Source organism: Rhizobium sp. 11_C7_N12_5 (assembly GCF_051811145.1).
Taxonomy (GTDB): Bacteria; Pseudomonadota; Alphaproteobacteria; order Rhizobiales; family Rhizobiaceae; genus Rhizobium; species Rhizobium lusitanum.
In genome coordinates this window covers 76175-92636 of record NZ_JBPWPY010000003.1, presented here as the reverse complement: position 1 = coordinate 92636, position 16462 = coordinate 76175, and the positions used below count along the sequence as shown (strand labels likewise).

At 56.2% G+C, this 16462-nt stretch carries 15 protein-coding genes and 2 pseudogenes; 10 read left to right on the top strand and 7 right to left on the bottom strand.

Annotation, left to right across the window (positions count from 1 at the left end):
* Positions 1 to 283 precede the first annotated feature (283 nt).
* The gene (locus AB8B29_RS29755) at positions 284 to 1057 is read right to left on the bottom strand and encodes an SDR family oxidoreductase (RefSeq protein WP_439006963.1); all 774 of its coding nucleotides are present in this window, start codon (positions 1055 to 1057) and stop codon (positions 284 to 286) included.
* A gap of 88 nt (positions 1058 to 1145) precedes the next feature.
* On the opposite strand from AB8B29_RS29755, the gene AB8B29_RS29750 reads away from it, so the two are divergent.
* A complete protein-coding gene (locus AB8B29_RS29750; RefSeq protein WP_113102511.1) occupies positions 1146 to 1781 on the top strand; it encodes a TetR/AcrR family transcriptional regulator in 636 nt (211 codons plus the stop codon).
* 362 nt (positions 1782 to 2143) lie between these two features.
* On the opposite strand, the gene AB8B29_RS29745 is transcribed toward AB8B29_RS29750, so the two are convergent.
* Complete coding sequence (locus tag AB8B29_RS29745; protein WP_162734482.1) at positions 2144 to 2518, bottom strand: hypothetical protein; 375 nt, start codon at positions 2516 to 2518, stop codon at positions 2144 to 2146.
* A 119-nt stretch (positions 2519 to 2637) separates the two neighbouring features.
* Complete coding sequence (locus AB8B29_RS29740) at positions 2638 to 3522, bottom strand: NAD(P)H-binding protein (protein ID WP_113102509.1); 885 nt, start codon at positions 3520 to 3522, stop codon at positions 2638 to 2640.
* Between the two features lie 135 nt (positions 3523 to 3657).
* On the opposite strand from AB8B29_RS29740, the gene AB8B29_RS29735 reads away from it, so the two are divergent.
* A complete protein-coding gene (locus tag AB8B29_RS29735; RefSeq protein ID WP_113102508.1) occupies positions 3658 to 4593 on the top strand; it encodes an AraC family transcriptional regulator in 936 nt (311 codons plus the stop codon).
* A pseudogene (locus AB8B29_RS29730) lies at positions 4587 to 4735 on the top strand (integrase); the annotation flags it as partial. The gene AB8B29_RS29735 and the pseudogene AB8B29_RS29730, both read left to right, overlap by 7 nt.
* On the opposite strand, the pseudogene AB8B29_RS29725 reads toward AB8B29_RS29730, so the two are convergent.
* Positions 4727 to 4849, bottom strand: a pseudogene (locus AB8B29_RS29725) (3'-5' exonuclease); the annotation flags it as partial. The pseudogenes AB8B29_RS29730 and AB8B29_RS29725 overlap by 9 nt on opposite strands.
* A 312-nt stretch (positions 4850 to 5161) precedes the next feature.
* On the opposite strand from AB8B29_RS29725, the gene AB8B29_RS29720 reads away from it, so the two are divergent.
* Complete coding sequence (locus AB8B29_RS29720) at positions 5162 to 5371, top strand: hypothetical protein (RefSeq protein ID WP_245297610.1); 210 nt, start codon at positions 5162 to 5164, stop codon at positions 5369 to 5371.
* 47 nt (positions 5372 to 5418) lie between these two features.
* On the opposite strand, the gene AB8B29_RS29715 is transcribed toward AB8B29_RS29720, so the two are convergent.
* Positions 5419 to 5901 carry an NUDIX hydrolase gene (locus tag AB8B29_RS29715; RefSeq protein WP_113102507.1) on the bottom strand — a complete coding sequence of 161 codons (483 nt, stop codon included), beginning with the start codon at positions 5899 to 5901 and terminating at the stop codon, positions 5419 to 5421.
* Between the two features lie 602 nt (positions 5902 to 6503).
* On the bottom strand, positions 6504 to 6803 hold the full coding sequence (locus AB8B29_RS29710) for a hypothetical protein (RefSeq protein ID WP_439006962.1): 300 nt from the start codon (positions 6801 to 6803) through the stop codon (positions 6504 to 6506).
* A 189-nt stretch (positions 6804 to 6992) separates the two neighbouring features.
* Here AB8B29_RS29710 and AB8B29_RS29705 point away from each other — a divergent pair, with 189 nt between their 5' ends.
* The 3 genes from AB8B29_RS29705 (at position 6993) to AB8B29_RS29695 (ending at position 9524) form a co-directional block, all read left to right on the top strand.
* The gene (locus AB8B29_RS29705; RefSeq protein ID WP_439006961.1) at positions 6993 to 7295 is read left to right on the top strand and encodes a hypothetical protein; all 303 of its coding nucleotides are present in this window, start codon (positions 6993 to 6995) and stop codon (positions 7293 to 7295) included.
* A 154-nt stretch (positions 7296 to 7449) separates the two neighbouring features.
* Complete coding sequence (locus tag AB8B29_RS29700; RefSeq protein ID WP_113102505.1) at positions 7450 to 8883, top strand: sensor histidine kinase; 1434 nt, start codon at positions 7450 to 7452, stop codon at positions 8881 to 8883.
* A complete protein-coding gene (locus AB8B29_RS29695) occupies positions 8880 to 9524 on the top strand; it encodes a response regulator (protein WP_047560396.1) in 645 nt (214 codons plus the stop codon). The genes AB8B29_RS29700 and AB8B29_RS29695 overlap by 4 nt, the downstream gene beginning before the upstream one ends.
* Here AB8B29_RS29695 and AB8B29_RS29690 read toward each other — a convergent pair.
* Complete coding sequence (locus AB8B29_RS29690; protein ID WP_244655236.1) at positions 9518 to 10042, bottom strand: hypothetical protein; 525 nt, start codon at positions 10040 to 10042, stop codon at positions 9518 to 9520. The genes AB8B29_RS29695 and AB8B29_RS29690 overlap by 7 nt on opposite strands.
* Positions 10043 to 11750: 1708 nt before the next feature.
* Between AB8B29_RS29690 and AB8B29_RS29685 the strand changes: the two genes are divergently transcribed.
* The 3 genes from AB8B29_RS29685 (at position 11751) to AB8B29_RS29675 (ending at position 16272) form a co-directional block, all read left to right on the top strand.
* Positions 11751 to 12983, top strand: coding sequence for an HlyD family secretion protein (locus tag AB8B29_RS29685; RefSeq protein WP_047560393.1), 1233 nt, complete (start codon positions 11751 to 11753; stop codon positions 12981 to 12983).
* Complete coding sequence (locus AB8B29_RS29680) at positions 12965 to 14959, top strand: glycosyltransferase (protein WP_047560390.1); 1995 nt, start codon at positions 12965 to 12967, stop codon at positions 14957 to 14959. Before AB8B29_RS29685 ends, AB8B29_RS29680 begins: the two co-directional genes overlap by 19 nt.
* A 542-nt stretch (positions 14960 to 15501) precedes the next feature.
* Complete coding sequence (locus AB8B29_RS29675; RefSeq protein ID WP_047560498.1) at positions 15502 to 16272, top strand: SDR family NAD(P)-dependent oxidoreductase; 771 nt, start codon at positions 15502 to 15504, stop codon at positions 16270 to 16272.
* Positions 16273 to 16462: the final 190 nt, after the last annotated feature.

Below are 16462 nucleotides of genomic sequence, written 5' to 3'. Positions count from 1 at the left end.
GTCTGAGCGCAGGTTTCGCGCTCTGAAGCTTCCACGCACCAACTCGGCTCTCTCCCTCCGTCGTTAGGAATAGGCAAAAATAGACGCAGACAGTCGGTTCGATGCGAAGCAGCGCCTGGTCGTCTTAGAATAGCGATGAGTAATTGACGTTAGGCATGCGAGCAGGCTCTGATGGAGTGGACGAAGCCAAGACCGCGCTCAGCGAGCGCGGTCAATTTCGTCAAGAATACGCCCTATGCCGCTTGGTTTGATCGGCCGGAAACATAGCGGAGCCTCGGATAGATCAGATCCGGGCACCACCTGTTGCATCGATCATCTGGCCGGTCGTCCAGCGCGCATCGTTCGACGCAAGGAAAGCGATGACGTCTGCGACGTCCTCCGCCCGGCCGACACGAGAGAAGACCGAGAGTGCTTCGGCGCCGGCGCGCGCGTCCGGCGATGCCAGCCACTCTGCGTTCATATCCGTCTCCGTCACACCCGGCAGCACGGCATTGACCGTAATCCCCCGAGCCGCAAACTCTGGTGCCAGCGCCAATGTCAGTGTCTCCAGCGCCCCCTTCGAGGCTGCATAGGCCGGATGCGTCGGGGCCGCGATCCGCGTGAACCCTGTCGAGACATTGATGATGCGGCCATTGTCGCGAATGTGGTCGGCGACTGCCTGGATCAGGAAGAACGGCGCCTTGTAGTTGATCGTCATCACCTCATCGAACGCGGCTTCGCTCGTCTGCTTCAAGGGTATCGCGGGTGCAATGCCGGCGTTGTTCACCAGAATGTCGAGAGCCGGCGAACCCGTCTCGGTGCGCACGGCTTCGCTGAATTGCGCCCAGAGGCTGTCAGCGGCGTCCTTGCCGTGTCTGAGATCGGCCTTCACGGCCACAGCCTTGACGCCGAGCCTTTCGATGTCGCGGACAGTGGCATTGGCCGCATCCGAATTGGCGGTGTAATGCACGCCGATCAGCGCGGCACCTTCTTTCGCGAAAGCAAGGGCTGCGGCTCGGCCGATACCGCGCAAGCTTCCGGTGATTAGGGCTATCTTGTCTGCGAGTCTTTTGGACATGGTTCACTCCGTTGCTAAATTAAATAGTGACCGCTATAATAAGGAGGAAAGAAAGTCTGTCAACAATTTAATAGGGATCACTATTTTAATGGATGAGCCAGTCCGCAAACGAGGCAGACCACGCGTGCTCGATCGCGACGTCGGGCTCGACATCGCGGCACGCCTGTTCTGGGAACGCGGCTATGAAGGAACCTCGACCGCCGACCTAACGAAGGCCATGGGGATCAATCCGCCTACGCTCTATTCGACTTTCGGCTCCAAGGAAGAATTGTACCGTCAGGCGCTCGACTTCAGTATAGCCCGTGAAAACAGTCGCCGGTCGGAAATACTGCAATCCAATCTTCCGGTTTACGAAGCCCTGAGCCTCTACCTCTACGATATTGCCGATGGCGATACCCAGCCGGACAAGCCGCGGGGATGCATGGTCTCGACGGCGGTCCTCCAGCATGCGGAAGAAAATGCATCGGTCGCCCGGACGACGGCGGCGCTGCGCGAGGCATCGATGCAAGTTCTCAAGAGCCGCTTCGATCGCGCAATCACCGAAGGCGAATTGCCGGCGGAAACCGATACCGACACGCTCGCGCGCTTCTACGGCGCTATCATCCAAGGCATGTCTGCCCAAGCCTGCGACGGCGCCTGCAATGCTCTGCTGAAGCGCCTGATCGACATCGCACTCACGTCCTGGCCCGGAATGCGTCAGACCCCGACCGGAAATTCGGATTGAAGACAAGCCAACCACTCATTCTAACCGCAAGGATCGCAGAACTCGATATTGAGCAATTCGATCGCGTCCGGCGGGTATAGGACAAGAGAAACTTTTGCGCGTCCTGCCCAAATGGCTTTCTTGAAGGGTTGGTTCACTTTGTCTTCACTACCTTCGCGGCCTGCAGCCGGCAATCGCCAACTTCATCAGCGGTCCGGCCACCCGGGTCCCGAGCGATGCGCTGGGATAATGACTGTGAGGCTTTCGAAAGGGTTCGAACCTGCGGCCCACTTGGAGCGTCTCGTTCGCGAGGTCGGCCCCCCTCTTGCGCACCGGTCCGTTTCGCCTTGCGAGGATGACGTCCTCAACAAGAGCTGCACGCGCTAGCGTTTTGATCTGACCGGTACTGAACAATCACATCGGGTTGACGCCATACGGAAAGAGATGCGCCTTCCCGAGCGCCGCGTGACCCCAAACCGCCAACCCAGGCGTTTGCCCTCTTCGGAAAAAACTTGCACCCAACCAATCGTCCAAACTCCACCGAGTTTGGTCCAGAAATACACCGTGCATCGATTGAGTTGCCAGGTTCGATGGATCAAGCCGAAGGCGCTCATTTCAACCATGACCACCTGCACAAGGGTTTCGGCGGCCTCGTCCAGATCAATTTTCAGATGCTCGCGGGTAAAGTGCCATTTCGCATTCAGGCGACGACGAAACTGCGAGGCCACATCTCGCATCAGCTGACGACGGTCGATCACTCTACCGTTGATCTGGTGATACGCCAATGCAGGCGAGAACGGCGCAGGGCAAGCGAGTGGATCGCCAAGCTTGTGCGAGCGTTTGCTACTGTTTCATCAGTCGCCATCGCTCGCCTTTGCTAAGCCCGAAGCGCTGGCTTGAGGACCTCTTCGCTCCATCGGCGAAAACTGGTCGGCGTGTCGGAGGAGGAAGACGGCGTGCGCTTCACCAGATGATCCATGCCCTCGTTCTTCGCCCTCATCATGTTTACCATGGCCCTCGCCATGCCTTCCGAAGCGCCCCTCTTGATCATCATCGCTTTCAGATCGTCCATCGCCATAAGCTGATACTGCACAGGCTTTCCGATCACATCCGAAATGATCGCCATCATTTCGTCAAAAGAAATGTCCTCCGGGCCGAGCATCGGAATGCTCTCGACGCCGGTCCAAGACCGGCTAAGCAGCAGGCGTGCCGCCAAGGCGGCAACATCGCGGGTGGCGCATGCCGGCTCCTTGCGATCGGCGGTTGTCGGCCAGTAGAAGGCGCCGTGATCCCTGATTAGCGCAGCCTGCCGCAGAAAGTTCTCCATAAGGCTGGCGCAGGCCAGGGCTCGATAGCTCACGCCGGTGCTTGCTATCAGATCGTCCATTTTTAGAGTTGCCGTCACGTGGCCAGCGTCTTTAGGCCATCCGCGCCCAAGCGCGGAGATGCCGACCACCTGCTTCACACCACTTGTTTTGAGCGCCTCGCACGCGGGCCGAGAGAAGTCCAGATAGGCCGCCTCGGCACTTGGCGCACGCGGGTCGGCCGGGACGAGCCAGAACACACGGTCGGCGCCAGCGAAAGCCTTTTTAACGACGGCGGCGTCGCTGTGCGAACCTTCAACCACCTCGACCCGGTTCAGCACCTGTGAAGACAGTTTGGAAGGATCTCGCGCAATCACGCGAATACGCTCTGCGCTATCGAGAATGTTTGCGAGGACCTGGCTGCCGATATTGCCCGTGGGCGCGGTAATGACAATCATCTGTATCTCCTGGTGCTTCCAAAACGCGTTCCTGCTTGGGGTCTCTCCCCGCAAGGTGTCTGGAGATGCCCCATAGACGATGAACGATCCATGCTCTAAAGTCCGTGTTTTCGTCGCGATCGTTCAAAAGCCCGAATGGACCCGCTTTCCGATATTCTCGCCCTGCTGAAACCACTCAGTTACGTCTCTGCCGGCTTTGAGGCAGGTGGTGACTGGTCGGTCCAGTTTCCGAGCTACGAGGGCATCAAGTGCAACGCCGTGATTTCCGGCCAATGCTGGTTGGCGATGGAAGGCGTATCCGACCCCGTGCGTCTTGAGACGGGTGACTGTTTTCTTCTGACAAAGGGCCGGCCATTTCGGCTTGCAAGCGATCTGAGCGTGCCGCCGGTCGACGCCACTCTTGTCTTTCAGCCGGCAAAGCGTGGCGGCATTGCCCGGTGCAATGGCGGAGGTGAGTTCTTTCTTGCCGGCAGCCGCTTCACGTTGATCGGCCATCACGCGGATATTCTGCTTGGCCTGCTTCCGCCGATTGTCCATATTCGGAACGAGGGGGATCAGGCATCACTGCGCTGGCTTCTCGAGCGCATGCGCCAGGAGTTGCGGGATACGCAGCCCGGCAGCAGTCTGGTGGCGGAACATCTTGCGCACCTCATGCTGGTCCAGGCATTGCGGCTGTACCTGGGTGAAGCCGTCGAAGGCCGTGTCGGATGGCTCTTCGCACTGGCCGACAAGCAGATGGGCAAAGCGATCAACCACATCCATGCCGATCCGGCGCGCCGATGGACATTGCAGGAACTGGCCCGGAAAGTGGGCATGTCGAGAACGACGTTCGCTCTCAGATTCAAGGAAACAGTCGGGCTTACGCCCATGGACTACCTGACGCGCTGGCGCATGCTGCTCGCCAGCGAGCGGCTGGCACGCTCATCAGAGAGTATCTCCGCCATTGCTTCTGCACTCGGATACGAATCCGAGAGCGCCTTCGGCGCGGCTTTTAAACGGGTGATGGGCCTCTCACCCCGGCACTTCAGCCGCCACCGCAGAGACGAGGCCGCAGATCATTCCTTACCCTGACCTCGGATCTTGCCTATCTCGAAGCCTTGGGGGATGACGGCCGCCGGAAATTCACTCCCCCTGGCCTGCGGCCGACGCATTGCTGCTCAAATTCGTGGCGCATTACCTTTGGGTTCCGGAGAAACGTGCAGCCGATCTCGATCCGCCAGGATTTGGGACGGCCGTCGCTGCCGTCGGACCAGCGATAGCCTCGCGCCTTCAGGTGGTCCTTCATGTTGAAGGGGCTGTTCTCGGCAAAGATTGTGATCCGGCTCTGAACCATGACCCCGTTGAGATTCCCTGCAACAGTTTGAAATTGGAAATCCGAACATCAACGGGGTCATGGGCGACGCCGCTATGATCGCCACTTTCTCCAAAGATATGATATATTTCAACGACGTAAGCGTCATACCGACGGGGTCATCCTTGGATGCTATTTCACAGCGCTTGGCGAAGATCTCCGATACGAATCGAGCCGGATTGCAAGGATGTGGTAGGCCAGGCGCCCTTTAGCTGTTTGTGATATTCGATTGCCAAAGCCGGCAAATCAGTTCACCTTTTCGGCATGCGCGATATCGTACGACCCTTCGTGACTGACGACGATCCTGACAGGCACATACGATGCCAGGATGCGCTGCAAGCAGCTTTTCAGGATCTGGTGAGCGCGGCGATCTCCGTCGGCTGGTCGGAACGCGAGGTGTTGCTGGCGATCGGTGACCTGGTGGATCATCAGGTCCTCTCGCTCGAAGCCAACGACCGCACCGACGTCCTGGTCGCGTTGTTGAAACGAATGACCTAGCCTGCCTTCCAACTCATGCGACAAGCACGCCTCCATATCGGCATCGCCTATGCCAAGCCACCAGCTTCTAGCGTGATCAACAGGCCCTTCAATTCTGGCTCATTGACCCGTCGCGCGGCCTCCAACGGGGACATCCATTCAAGAGTACGCTCTTTGTGTTCGGGGAATTTTTCGCAGACCTTGTCGACAGACAGCAGGTGAACTTCCACCATGGCGGGCGTCTTGCTACCATCAGGCAAGGTCTTTAGATATGTATAGTAGCCGGCGGCCTTCTTCCTCGCGCTGCCCTTCACACCTGCTTCTTCCCACGCTTCACGTTCGGCCACTTCATGCGGCTTCAGTCCCTTGATCGGCCAACCCTTTGGGATAGTCCAACGGCGCGTCTCGCGGGTTGTCACGAGTAAGATTTCAAGAACACCTTGGTTGTCGGTGCGAAAGCAAAGGGCACCGAATTGATCGAACACTTCCCCGCGAAGCAGCGCCTCCGCATGTTCAGCTAGCTTTGATAGATGGGTTTCGACTTTGCCCATGAGAACATCCTATTAGAAAACCAGTATGTAGGTCATGCTGAGTCTGGACAAGAGCCTATTGATGACGCTGGTATCTCAATCCAACGCGTATTCTCCTTGCGCTTGATCCCCAGCGCCCCGAAGGCGTAGCCTCCGAGCAACATCGATGTTGCCTGATCATGATCTACCTAGGATTGATTGGCTTTGGGCAAGGAGAGTGCAGGGTGGCGTCGCCTTAACCGATCGCGGCGGACCGGAGTGTAGTCGATCTCTGAATGAAAGCCGAACCGGGGCACTTCTCAAGCCGCGTTCAGGTAAGGCGAAGCCACCTTCGGCCGAACAGGCCTCTTTAAAGCCTTGGGTTTCCCCGCATGAACTCCGCGGACAGCTTTCGTGCTGTGATGCTCGACTATATCACCAACTCGCCTATCGCCGGATCGAGCAGCATCTGGGGCGGAAGGCCCGACCCGGCGATAGAGCCGGTGGGCAGACCGGCTGGGGATTGGCGTACATTGACGCCAAACTGGTGAGCGCAATCTTGCGAACGATGATCGCGCAACGTTGTCGCCACAGGCGCCCCTGGATCGATGTGCTCACTCCAGGATGCCGCTAGGGCAGCGCCTTCAATCGGCAGTTACCGTATCGCTCTGAGACGGAGCGCTGGTTTCAGACTTCTTTTCGAGCGCATCGCGGACTTCTGCGATTTTTCCGCTATCTGTTCCAACGCCCAGAATGCTCTTTGCTTCAGCGAGCGTCTGATCCGTCACGGGTTTGTTCGATAGTTGCGCCAGCGCCGAACGCAGGGCGGCGTCGCTGAGGGCCGGATCGGTAGGCACAGCTGTCGTTCCATATTGCATTTCGAACTCTGCATATGACTTCACATAGGCTGAGAGGGCCGCCATCTTGGGGTCTTTGGAGTTCAAATAGGCATGGTAGTCTCTCCGGAGCGAGCTAAGCCTGCCTTCATCGGGCTTTGAGACGTGTGTCTTTGTGCTTACACTGTGCGCTTCGGAGTGTTTGTCAGGATGATGAGCCCGCAACGACGACGAGGCGCCTTGCGTTGTTGCCGTGCTCGCGGATGTGCTGCCTGCATCGTCGCCGCCGGACTTTTCATGGCCGGAGTTTCCTTCGCCATGGCCTCCGCCATTGCCATTGCCATTGCCGCCACCGTTTCCACCCTTGGCGAATGCCGTCTGCGCAAAGCCGATGGCAGTCCCTCCCAAGGGAGCGACGGCGAGTACCAGGCCGAGGCTCGCGGTACCAATGATGAATCGGATTCTCATGCGCACTTCTCCTTCACAAATTTTCAGCGCCTATGGCGGCAACGGCGGCCGTGTCGGCAAATCATTGCGCATTACAATATTGCCGAAATCCCATGTTGCTACACCCATTGGACCTATGCCTTGGGCATTTAGACCATAGTCTGATTGATCGCGCCCGATGGTCTCCCACTTCGCACAGGCCAAGCGGCGATGTCTTGCGCGACAACGCGAGCGGTACCGACGTCGCACCAGTTGACACCTGGTCCTGCTGGGATAGCTATATTGGATTGGGAGATCCGTGCTGACCATGCCAGTTCCGCGAGTAATTCATAAATACAAGCTATCTCTGGCAAGTCTCGTCGAACGCTGGAACTCGCAGTCCTTGGCCAGGCAGTTCCTGCTCGCCGGCGGCTTCGTCGCTACCTGCGCGATGCTCGTTGTCGGCTCCTTCGTTGCCAGCCTCATCGAAAATGCAGTGACACGCAATTCCGCGGCAACGACGGCCCTTTATGTCGATAGCGTCATTGCCCCCCTTCTCCCGGACATGCAAACCACTCAGGCCCTCGATGACACGGTAACACGGGCGCTGGACGAAACACTTGGCCAGGGCGCGCTTGGCACGCGGCTATTTTCATTCCGTCTATGGCGCAATGACGGGACGATCCTCTATTCCAACAACAAGGACCTCTCCGGCAAAGGGTTTCCGCTCTCAGACAGCCTGCGAACAGCTTTTTCTGGCCAAATGGTCGCTAAATTCAACCGGATCGATGATGTGGAAAGCGTTGCTGAGCGCAATAGCGGCAAACCACTCCTGGAAATCTACAATCCGGTGCTCCAGCCCTGGTCGGGCAAAGTCGTCGCCGTCTCGGAGTTTTACGAGGTTGCCAACGACCTCGAATGGAGCGTCAATCAGGCCCGCCTGTTGAGCTGGCTTGTGGTCGCTTTGTTTACGCTGACCTTCTTCTCCCTTCTGTCGATCATCGTTCTGCGTGGTAGCCGAACCATCGACAATCAGCGCAGGGCGCTCAACGGCCGCATTGGGGAATTGTCGACACTTCTTCTACAGAATGAGGCGTTGCGGGCACGCGTTCAACGCGCAACCCAGCGCGCAGCCGCACTTAACGAGAGCTATCTCCGCCGCATTGGCGCTGACCTGCATGACGGTCCTGCTCAATTGATCGCTTATGCCTCTTTACGTCTGGACAGCCGGACCCTGACGAGCCCCAAAGCCTCGTCGGCCGAACGTGACGCGTCGCTGCGCACCATCAAGACCAGTCTTGGCGACGCCATGGCAGAAATCAGAAATATCTGTAGCGGGTTGATGTTACCACATATCGAGACGGACAACCTGACCGATCTCATTGGACGGGCAATCCGCGAGCACGAACGGCGCACCGGTGTTACAGTTACGCTCTTGGCGGGTACGACGCCGAGAGATCTTCCCACCTCCGCAAAGATATGCGTCTATCGCTTCGTCCAGGAAGCTTTGAACAATGGCTATCGTCATGCGGGGGGGATCGGACAGAAGGTTATGCAATCGTTGGATCATGAGCAGATCGTAATCGAAGTTGTCGATGAAGGGCCGGGGTTCGATCCGAAGGATGTCGGCCCGCAAAAGCTCGGCCTTGCGGGCCTCAGAGATCGGGTCGAAAGCCTCGGCGGTACTTTTCAGCTTTCATCATCGAATCAGGGAACCACAGTTCGAATGTCCCTGAGCATCGAGGAAATGGAACAGGCATGACAGGTGCAATCAGATTGGCAGTGATAGACGACCACCCGCTTTTCAGGGAGGGCGTCATTCGAAGCCTAACCGAAATGGACGAGTTCAACATTGTTGGCGAAGGCAGCAGCAAACAAGACGCATTGCGCATTGCCGTGGAACATCGTCCAGACATCTTGCTGCTCGACATTTCGATGCCAGGCGGAGGATTGGACGCCATCCCCCTCATACTCGAGCAGATTCCCGACCAGAAGATCGTCATGCTGACGGTCTCCGAAGCAAGCGATGACCTGATGGCGGCACTCAAGAGCGGTGCCAAGGGCTACGTTCTCAAAGGCGTCGGGTCGCGGGCATTGGCCGATATCATTCGTAGCATTGCCGCCGGTGACAGCTATGTCGCACCGACCCTATCGGCTCGTCTGATTTCGGAAAGCGGATCGGGCACTCAGATCAATCCCTTCAACGCGTTGACGGATCGTGAACGGGAGGTGCTGGAGCTAGCTTCTGCGGGTTTGAGCAACAAACATATCGGCCTGAAGCTCGATCTTCATGAAAAGACCATCAAGCATCATATGACCCAGATATTCACCAAGCTGGAAGTGAGCAACAGAACAGAGGCCGCAATGGCGTTCCGCGATGAACTTGAAAGACGCCGTCAATGAAGGAAGGATTTGAGCCGCTGCTCGTCTGCGATCGTTGCATTGCGGTTGACGATCGTGCGGCCCTTTGAATCCTCCATCATATAGCGTCCGCTCTGTATTTTTTCGCTCATCCCATCCTTGTGGTGCACGGTGATCGAGCCACTACCGTCATCGGTAGACTGATCGGCATCGACCTGGCTTTGCGTTGCGCTCTTGGTACTGGACGACTGGCCATTGCCGTTTCCCTTACCATTGCCGTTCCCATTTCCGCTGCCGCTTCCACCTCCATTGCCGCTATTGCCGCCGCCGTTTCCGTTGCCTCCGCCGTTGCCATTTCCACCACCATTGCCGTTACCCCCTTTCGCTTCTGCCACCTGCTGCGTAAGCGTCGCAGAAACGCCGTGAACTTTGACGGTGTATGGGAGCGCCGTGTTGACCAAGGTCAACAGCAAGCATGGCAAGGCAGCAATTAACTTTCGACGCAATAACACCACCGCCTCCTGAGGCTTCGAATAGATCCGGCGACGAGCGGACATCATTCCCCGGCACGAAAGCGCCGCCGCTATCGTCGATTGGCAAATTCCTGACCTTCATATCAGATCGCCGCAACGCCGCGAGGGGTCAAGTTTTATCGACGGGAGAAGCCCCGGTTTGGACTTCAGCAATCGCATGTGAGGCCTTTCGCAGGCAGATCATCGGACCAACGTCGGAGCAGGAAACGGACCGAAGCCCAATCACAGGCTTGCGTTATTGAAAGCGATTTCCCCCGGCCGATATAATTGCGAACATTTGGGGGCTTTGCCGATGCGCACGCGATGGTCCGGATCACGACGATGACTCTGCAAGATTGCAGGGCACAATAAGCGAATGTTCGTGCAATGGGTCCGATGGAAAGGGGTAGCACAATGACCCAAAACTGGAGGGTATTTCTAGCCAGGTCAGCACCGCCGGGCGCAATATTGGATTTCTCGGTCGCCGAATTCATGCTCGAGGTCGCTATCAATTTGCGATATTGCCTCAAGCTCGTCCAGCCGACACCGGAATGCATCGACTTGGCCGAACTCGTCTTGCTGCGTGCCAGACATTATAGCGAAGCCAGGATGGGCGATAAATCACGACTGTTCGCGGAGACAGAAGATGCACTTGCCCAGGCAACGAGGCTACTTGAGATTGAGCTTGAATACTGCTCGACGCGAAGCGTGAAAAGCGGCTGCAATCCAGTCGCCTGAAATTTCCACCAAACTATCTTAGTTGGCAACCATTGATAGATCAAAAGACCACCGGGACAAGGACGGGAATCCAGGCAAAAAGAGGAAATTGCGATCCCAGCGGGCACTGTGAAATTTTTCAATGAAGATAAAACGGTTGGTTTCAATTGTCCCGCAAACAGCGGAATGGACGCATTTATCCGCGTTTCTGCTTTGTCGCGGGGAGGTTAGCTCCGTGAAGGCGAAAAGGTCGGCCATGAATTGGGTCACGATCGGAAGACCGGAAAGCCGAAAACCGAATACTTCAGCTTGCTTTGATGGCACGAACAGGACAACAGGCCCGGATTTCGTCTGTTTACACTTGTATGCCGGCTAAACAGTCCAATCAACTTGAGCGGACTCGTCCTTTCACGTCATTCCGCTGGAACGAAATTTCCGATGAAGGCCACAAACGGCTGCTCTTGATAAGAGATTTGAACTCAGTATCGACCTGTGAGATATAATTAACATATTGATTTACAATAGATAATTATCCAAAATGCGTAGTTGGATCCTTCTCCGGCAGAAATCAACATCCTGGGAACCGATCGCGTGGGGCTGCCGTATTTCATATATATTGCAGGGCATGAGGCTCCCTCGCCAACTAAAAGACGATAGTTTCCCGCCTCATTACGGTGTCCCGGACCACCATCCCCAATAAAGGATTGCACATATTGCTTGCGTTCGAGTTTCCAAAAATTTCGGGATGCATGAATTTCGTTCAATGAATAATCGCGTTCAAGCCCCGGCTCTGCGGCTAATTTACAGTTCGGCAGATCAACATGCCTGCGCTCCCAGAGCGCAGGCAAGCTTTGCTTTGGACGAAGAAGAGCGACCAAAACATCCGTGGACCCATTTTTCGTTATCCATCTTTTGCGATAGCTGCTTTCTTGCTAATTTTCACTAGGCTAAATTACTAAAGGCTTAGTTGTACCTATTATCCTTGGCACTCGATTCGAAGGCGCCGATAGTTGTTAACGCGATATGTCTGTCTACCAATATGATCTGGAACCATCGCATTACACGAATCGCTGTCGGCCTGCTCTTGCTGGCGATTGCGATTATCGTCTCGTTGCCGGCAATCACTGGCTTCACCAGCCGTGATGGTACGGTCAATGCTCGCTTCGCTATCATCAATGCCCCTATCGACGGCATGATTACGGGTGAGCCGGCTAAAGTTGGCGCCCCTGTTAAAGAGGGCCAGACGCTCGCAGAAATCACCAATCAGCGCGTCAATCGTGCTATCCTTGCTTCGCTGGAAGCGGATCGCAACACAGCAAGCGACCGTGTAATCGCTCTGAAAAAGGAACGCGACGAGCTTTCCCAACTTCGCGGGCAGCTATCCAACCGGTTGGAGGTCTTCAAGCAAACCACGATTGCCAATCTGGAACGCGAGGTGGAAATCCTGCGAAAGAAAGTCGAGGTCTCGCAAGCGCAGGATCTTGCCGCACAGGTCGACCTGAACCGCCGGATGGACCTGGAGTCAAAAGGTATCCTCACGCAAAGGATGGTTGATGCGGCACGCGCCGCAGGGGCTGCGACCGGCGGCGAGGTGGAAATCAGCAATTTGACTGTCGACCAATTGCAACAGAGGCTCAATGCGCTTCGCCAGGGTATCTTTGTGTCCGGCGACGGGCAGAACGATGTGCCTTATTCGCGACAACGTGAAGACGAGGTCGTCGTCCGTATCAGCGACTTGAACTCACGCATAGCGGAAAATGAGACACGAGCCGCCGAGGTAGAAAAGCAGTTGATCGAAGAAGGCAGTCGCGTCAGCAGTCTCGAATCTGCAACAGCGACGGCGCCATTCGATGGTGTTGTCTGGGGCAGGAGCATCGTCAACGGCTCCAATATTGTGCTCAATAACGAGCTCGTGCGCCTCCTCGACTGCCGGGAGCTGTTTGTCGATATTCTTGTTCCCGAGGTCGACTATGACGAGATTTATCCGGGACTTGCAGCGCAGGTGCGCCTGTTCGGGCGGAGCGACGTCTTCAAGGGGGTAGTCACCTCGGTAAAGGGCAGCTCTGCAGGTGTCGAGAGCGATTCCTTCGCAGCCGGCTTACCGGAAACATCGCAGCGAAATGCCCGAATTCGGGTCCGCCTGGAACCGTCCTTCATGAACGGCGACTTTGCGAATTTCTGCCAGGTGGGACGAACAGTCCAGGTCCGGTTTCCCAAACATAGCATCGGCTTGTCGAATTGGGTTAAAAACCTGTGGTTCAGTATCTTCTAGCACTCGCTCCGACCTTTGTTGTTTTGGCCCTTTTTCTCCTGGGACCATTCAATTGGTCGCGTCACCAGACCTGGACACGGGCGATCACCTGCGCTTTCGTCGGAACGATCGCGTTGCGCTATATGCTTTGGCGGCTGACGCAAACCGTTCTTCCCTACCCCTATGATGGCTTTAATTTCTATTGGGTCTGGTTTGTCTTCATCGTCGAGTTGCTGGCCTTTACGGAGGTCTTGCTTTTTCTGGTTCTGATGAGCCGCTATGTCGATCGCAGCGCCGAGGCCGACAGACTGGCGAAGAGCTTCTTCGCACGCGACGAGGCAGAACTACCCACGGTGGATGTCTTCATTCCCACCTACAACGAGCCGCTCGACGTGCTCGAGAGAACAATTGTCGGGGCGTTATCGCTCGATTATCCCGCCGACAAGCTGAAAGTATATGTTCTCGACGACCAGCGCCGCGACTGGCTCAAGCACTTTTGCGAAAAAAAGAAAGCAATCCACGTCACGCGGGGCGATAATTCGCACGCGAAAGCGGGCAATATGAACAACGGGTTGAAGGTGAGTTCGGGCGAGTTCGTCGCCGTCTTCGACGCGGATTTTGTGCCCTACCGGCATTTTCTGCGCCGAACCCTGCCCTTCTTTTCCGATGAAAGCATCGGCATCGTCCAGACGCCACAACATTTTTTCAACGTCGATCCGGTGCAATCGAATCTGGGCCTGGAGAATATCTGGCCGGATGAGCAGCGCTTGTTTTTCGACGAAATCGCCCCCAGCAGAGACACCTGGGACGTCAGTTTTTGCTGCGGCTCTTGCTCGATCGCCCGCCGCAAGGCTGTCGATGCGATCGGCGGCTTTCCGACGGAATCGATCACGGAGGATTTGCTGACCACGCTGTCCATGCTCAACAAAGGCTACAAGACGCGCTACTTGAACGAACGCCTGTCGATGGGGCTGGCAGCGGAGAATCTCACTGGATATTTCGTGCAGCGCGAACGGTGGTGCCAAGGAGGCATTCAGACGCTCTATCTGCACAACGGCCCGCTACGCGGTCCGGGACTATCCCTATTCCAGCGGATCATGTTCCTGCCGGCCTCATGGCTGGTGCAATATCTCGTGCGCTTCATGATATTGATCGTGCCGATCGCCTATCTCTGGTTCGGTCTGCTGCCCCTCTATTTCACCGACATTGCCGACTATGTCTCTTACCAGGTGCCACTGCTGGCGGCCTATTTCCTTCTCATGCTGTGGATAACGCCGACGCGTTACCTGCCCATAATTTCAAGCGCGGTCGGAACCTTTGCAACATTCCGGATGCTGCCGACCGTCGTGTCAAGCTTGGTACAGCCATTCGGCAAGCCGTTCAGGGTGACGCCGAAGGGCAGCGGCAACGAAACCAACCATTTCGACAGATATAGCTTTGCCTGGATCGCGGGCCTGATTACCATCACCGCCATCGGCCTGCTAATCAATATCGTGCCGGAAACGACCAATGTTCAGGGCCAGTTTTCCCCGATCGCAGCCTTATGGGCGGGTATCAACATCGTCGTCCTGGCGATCGCCTCTCTCATCTGCTTTGAAAAGCCCCGGCGATTGTTTCATGCGTTCAAACTCGAGGAGAACGCCACAGTGGACGATGTCCCTGGCCAGGTCGTCAGTTTGGCACTGGACAAGGCAGTCGTCGCGGTGTCCCCCGAGGCCCGTTTTCAATCCAGCTCCGTCCTGCTGAAGCTAAACGGCTTCGCCCCGTTCAAAACAGAACTCAAACGGGTGACCCAACGGCGACGGAGCATCAGCCGCGGCGGCGATACGCAAGCTTACTATCTTCACCTGCATTTCGAACTCAGCGCAGCCGATCGCGACAGGATGATCGTGAAGCTCTATACCGGACAATATTCGCAGGACATTCGCGATATCGACAAGGTCGCCGTCTCGGTCAATCTTCTGCTGCGATCATTCGGGCGAACGCGCACATTATAGTCGAATTCTGACCCGATGGAGTCGATGGGCTGCCGCCGCAAAATGGCTTGTACATGAACAATTCTCTCGATCCGCGCGCAGTTCGTCAGCTGGACCAAAGCTTATGGTGGACGCGGTTCGGCCTCATACCGATAAGTTGCAGCAACGAAACGGTCGTCGCCGGCATGCGACCGTCACTTGACGCCGGCAACAAAGCGCCATCGAAAGTTGCCACCGAGAAAAGAAATATCCGTCGCCTTGAAGCGATCAGAACCTGCGATCACTATCTGAAATCCTGCGTCTTCATCTTGATCGCACCGATGTGAAGCTGAAAGCCATCGACAATCAGCCATTCGATCCGATCGGCAGATCCTGGGCAATCAATCTCAAACCCAATGATTGTCTCTGCGGCTGTCGATCGGGATTTCTGAGCGCAATGTCCTGTAGCAACTTTTGGCACGGCGCGTCTTTTAGACGCAAATAGGAATGTCTCTTTTTGTCAATACATGTATAGACATCATTGTTGAACGGTGGTTCTATCCTGCAAAAGCAAGGGGATCATCATGGCCAATACGATGTTTGATCTGGCAGGTAGAGTAGCAGTTGTGACCGGCGCGAGCCGTGGCATAGGCCAATGGATTACGCTGGCTCTTGCCGAAGCGGGTGCCGATGTCTGCGTTACGGCGCGCGATCAAAATTCGCTAAGCGAAACCAAAGAAAAGATCGAGGCCCTCGGTAGGACCTGCATCACGAGCGCCCAGGATGTGACAGACATCTCGTCCATCGACGAAACGCTAAGCAAGTTCGAAAGCATCACTGGCGCAGTCGATATCCTTGTCAACAACGCCGGCTATGAACAGGTATCCCCCTCGCTCGACGTCGACGAACAGCTCTGGGATAAGATTATCGGCACCAACCTCAAGGGTGCGTTCTTCTGGTCGCAGGGGGCGGCGCGCCGGATGTCACGCCAGCCTCGCGGCGGAAGCATCATCAATCTCTGCTCGCTTACCTCCTATGTCGGCATCCCGACCGCCGTGCCCTATGGCTCCTCGAAGTCTGGACTGCTTGGCATGACACGCGCGCTTTCGGCCGAATGGGCGCCGCTGGGCATCCGCGTGAATGCAGTCGCGCCGGGCTATTTCCGCACGGCGATGACTGAAGGCTTTTATCAGGACGAGGGTTGGTCGGCGAAAATGCTCGACAAGATTCCACAAAAGCGGTTCGGTGATGGTTCCGACATCGGAGGCGCCGTTATCTTCCTTGCGAGCGGCGCATCGGCCTACATTACTGGCCAATGTATCCCTGTCGACGGCGGTTTTTTAGCATCGATCTAAGCATGGAAATTCAAGCTTGACAGCATAGGAATGATGATGTTGTCTATAAATGTATAGACATCTATAGACAATAAAAACGGGAACGAAGTCTCAGACTTCCTGGGAATTTGTCGGATAGCCAAATCCGGCTTCCTCGCACGAATAGCTTGCAGGGTATCGCATCACCGGCCACCGATTTGCGGTGCGTTCC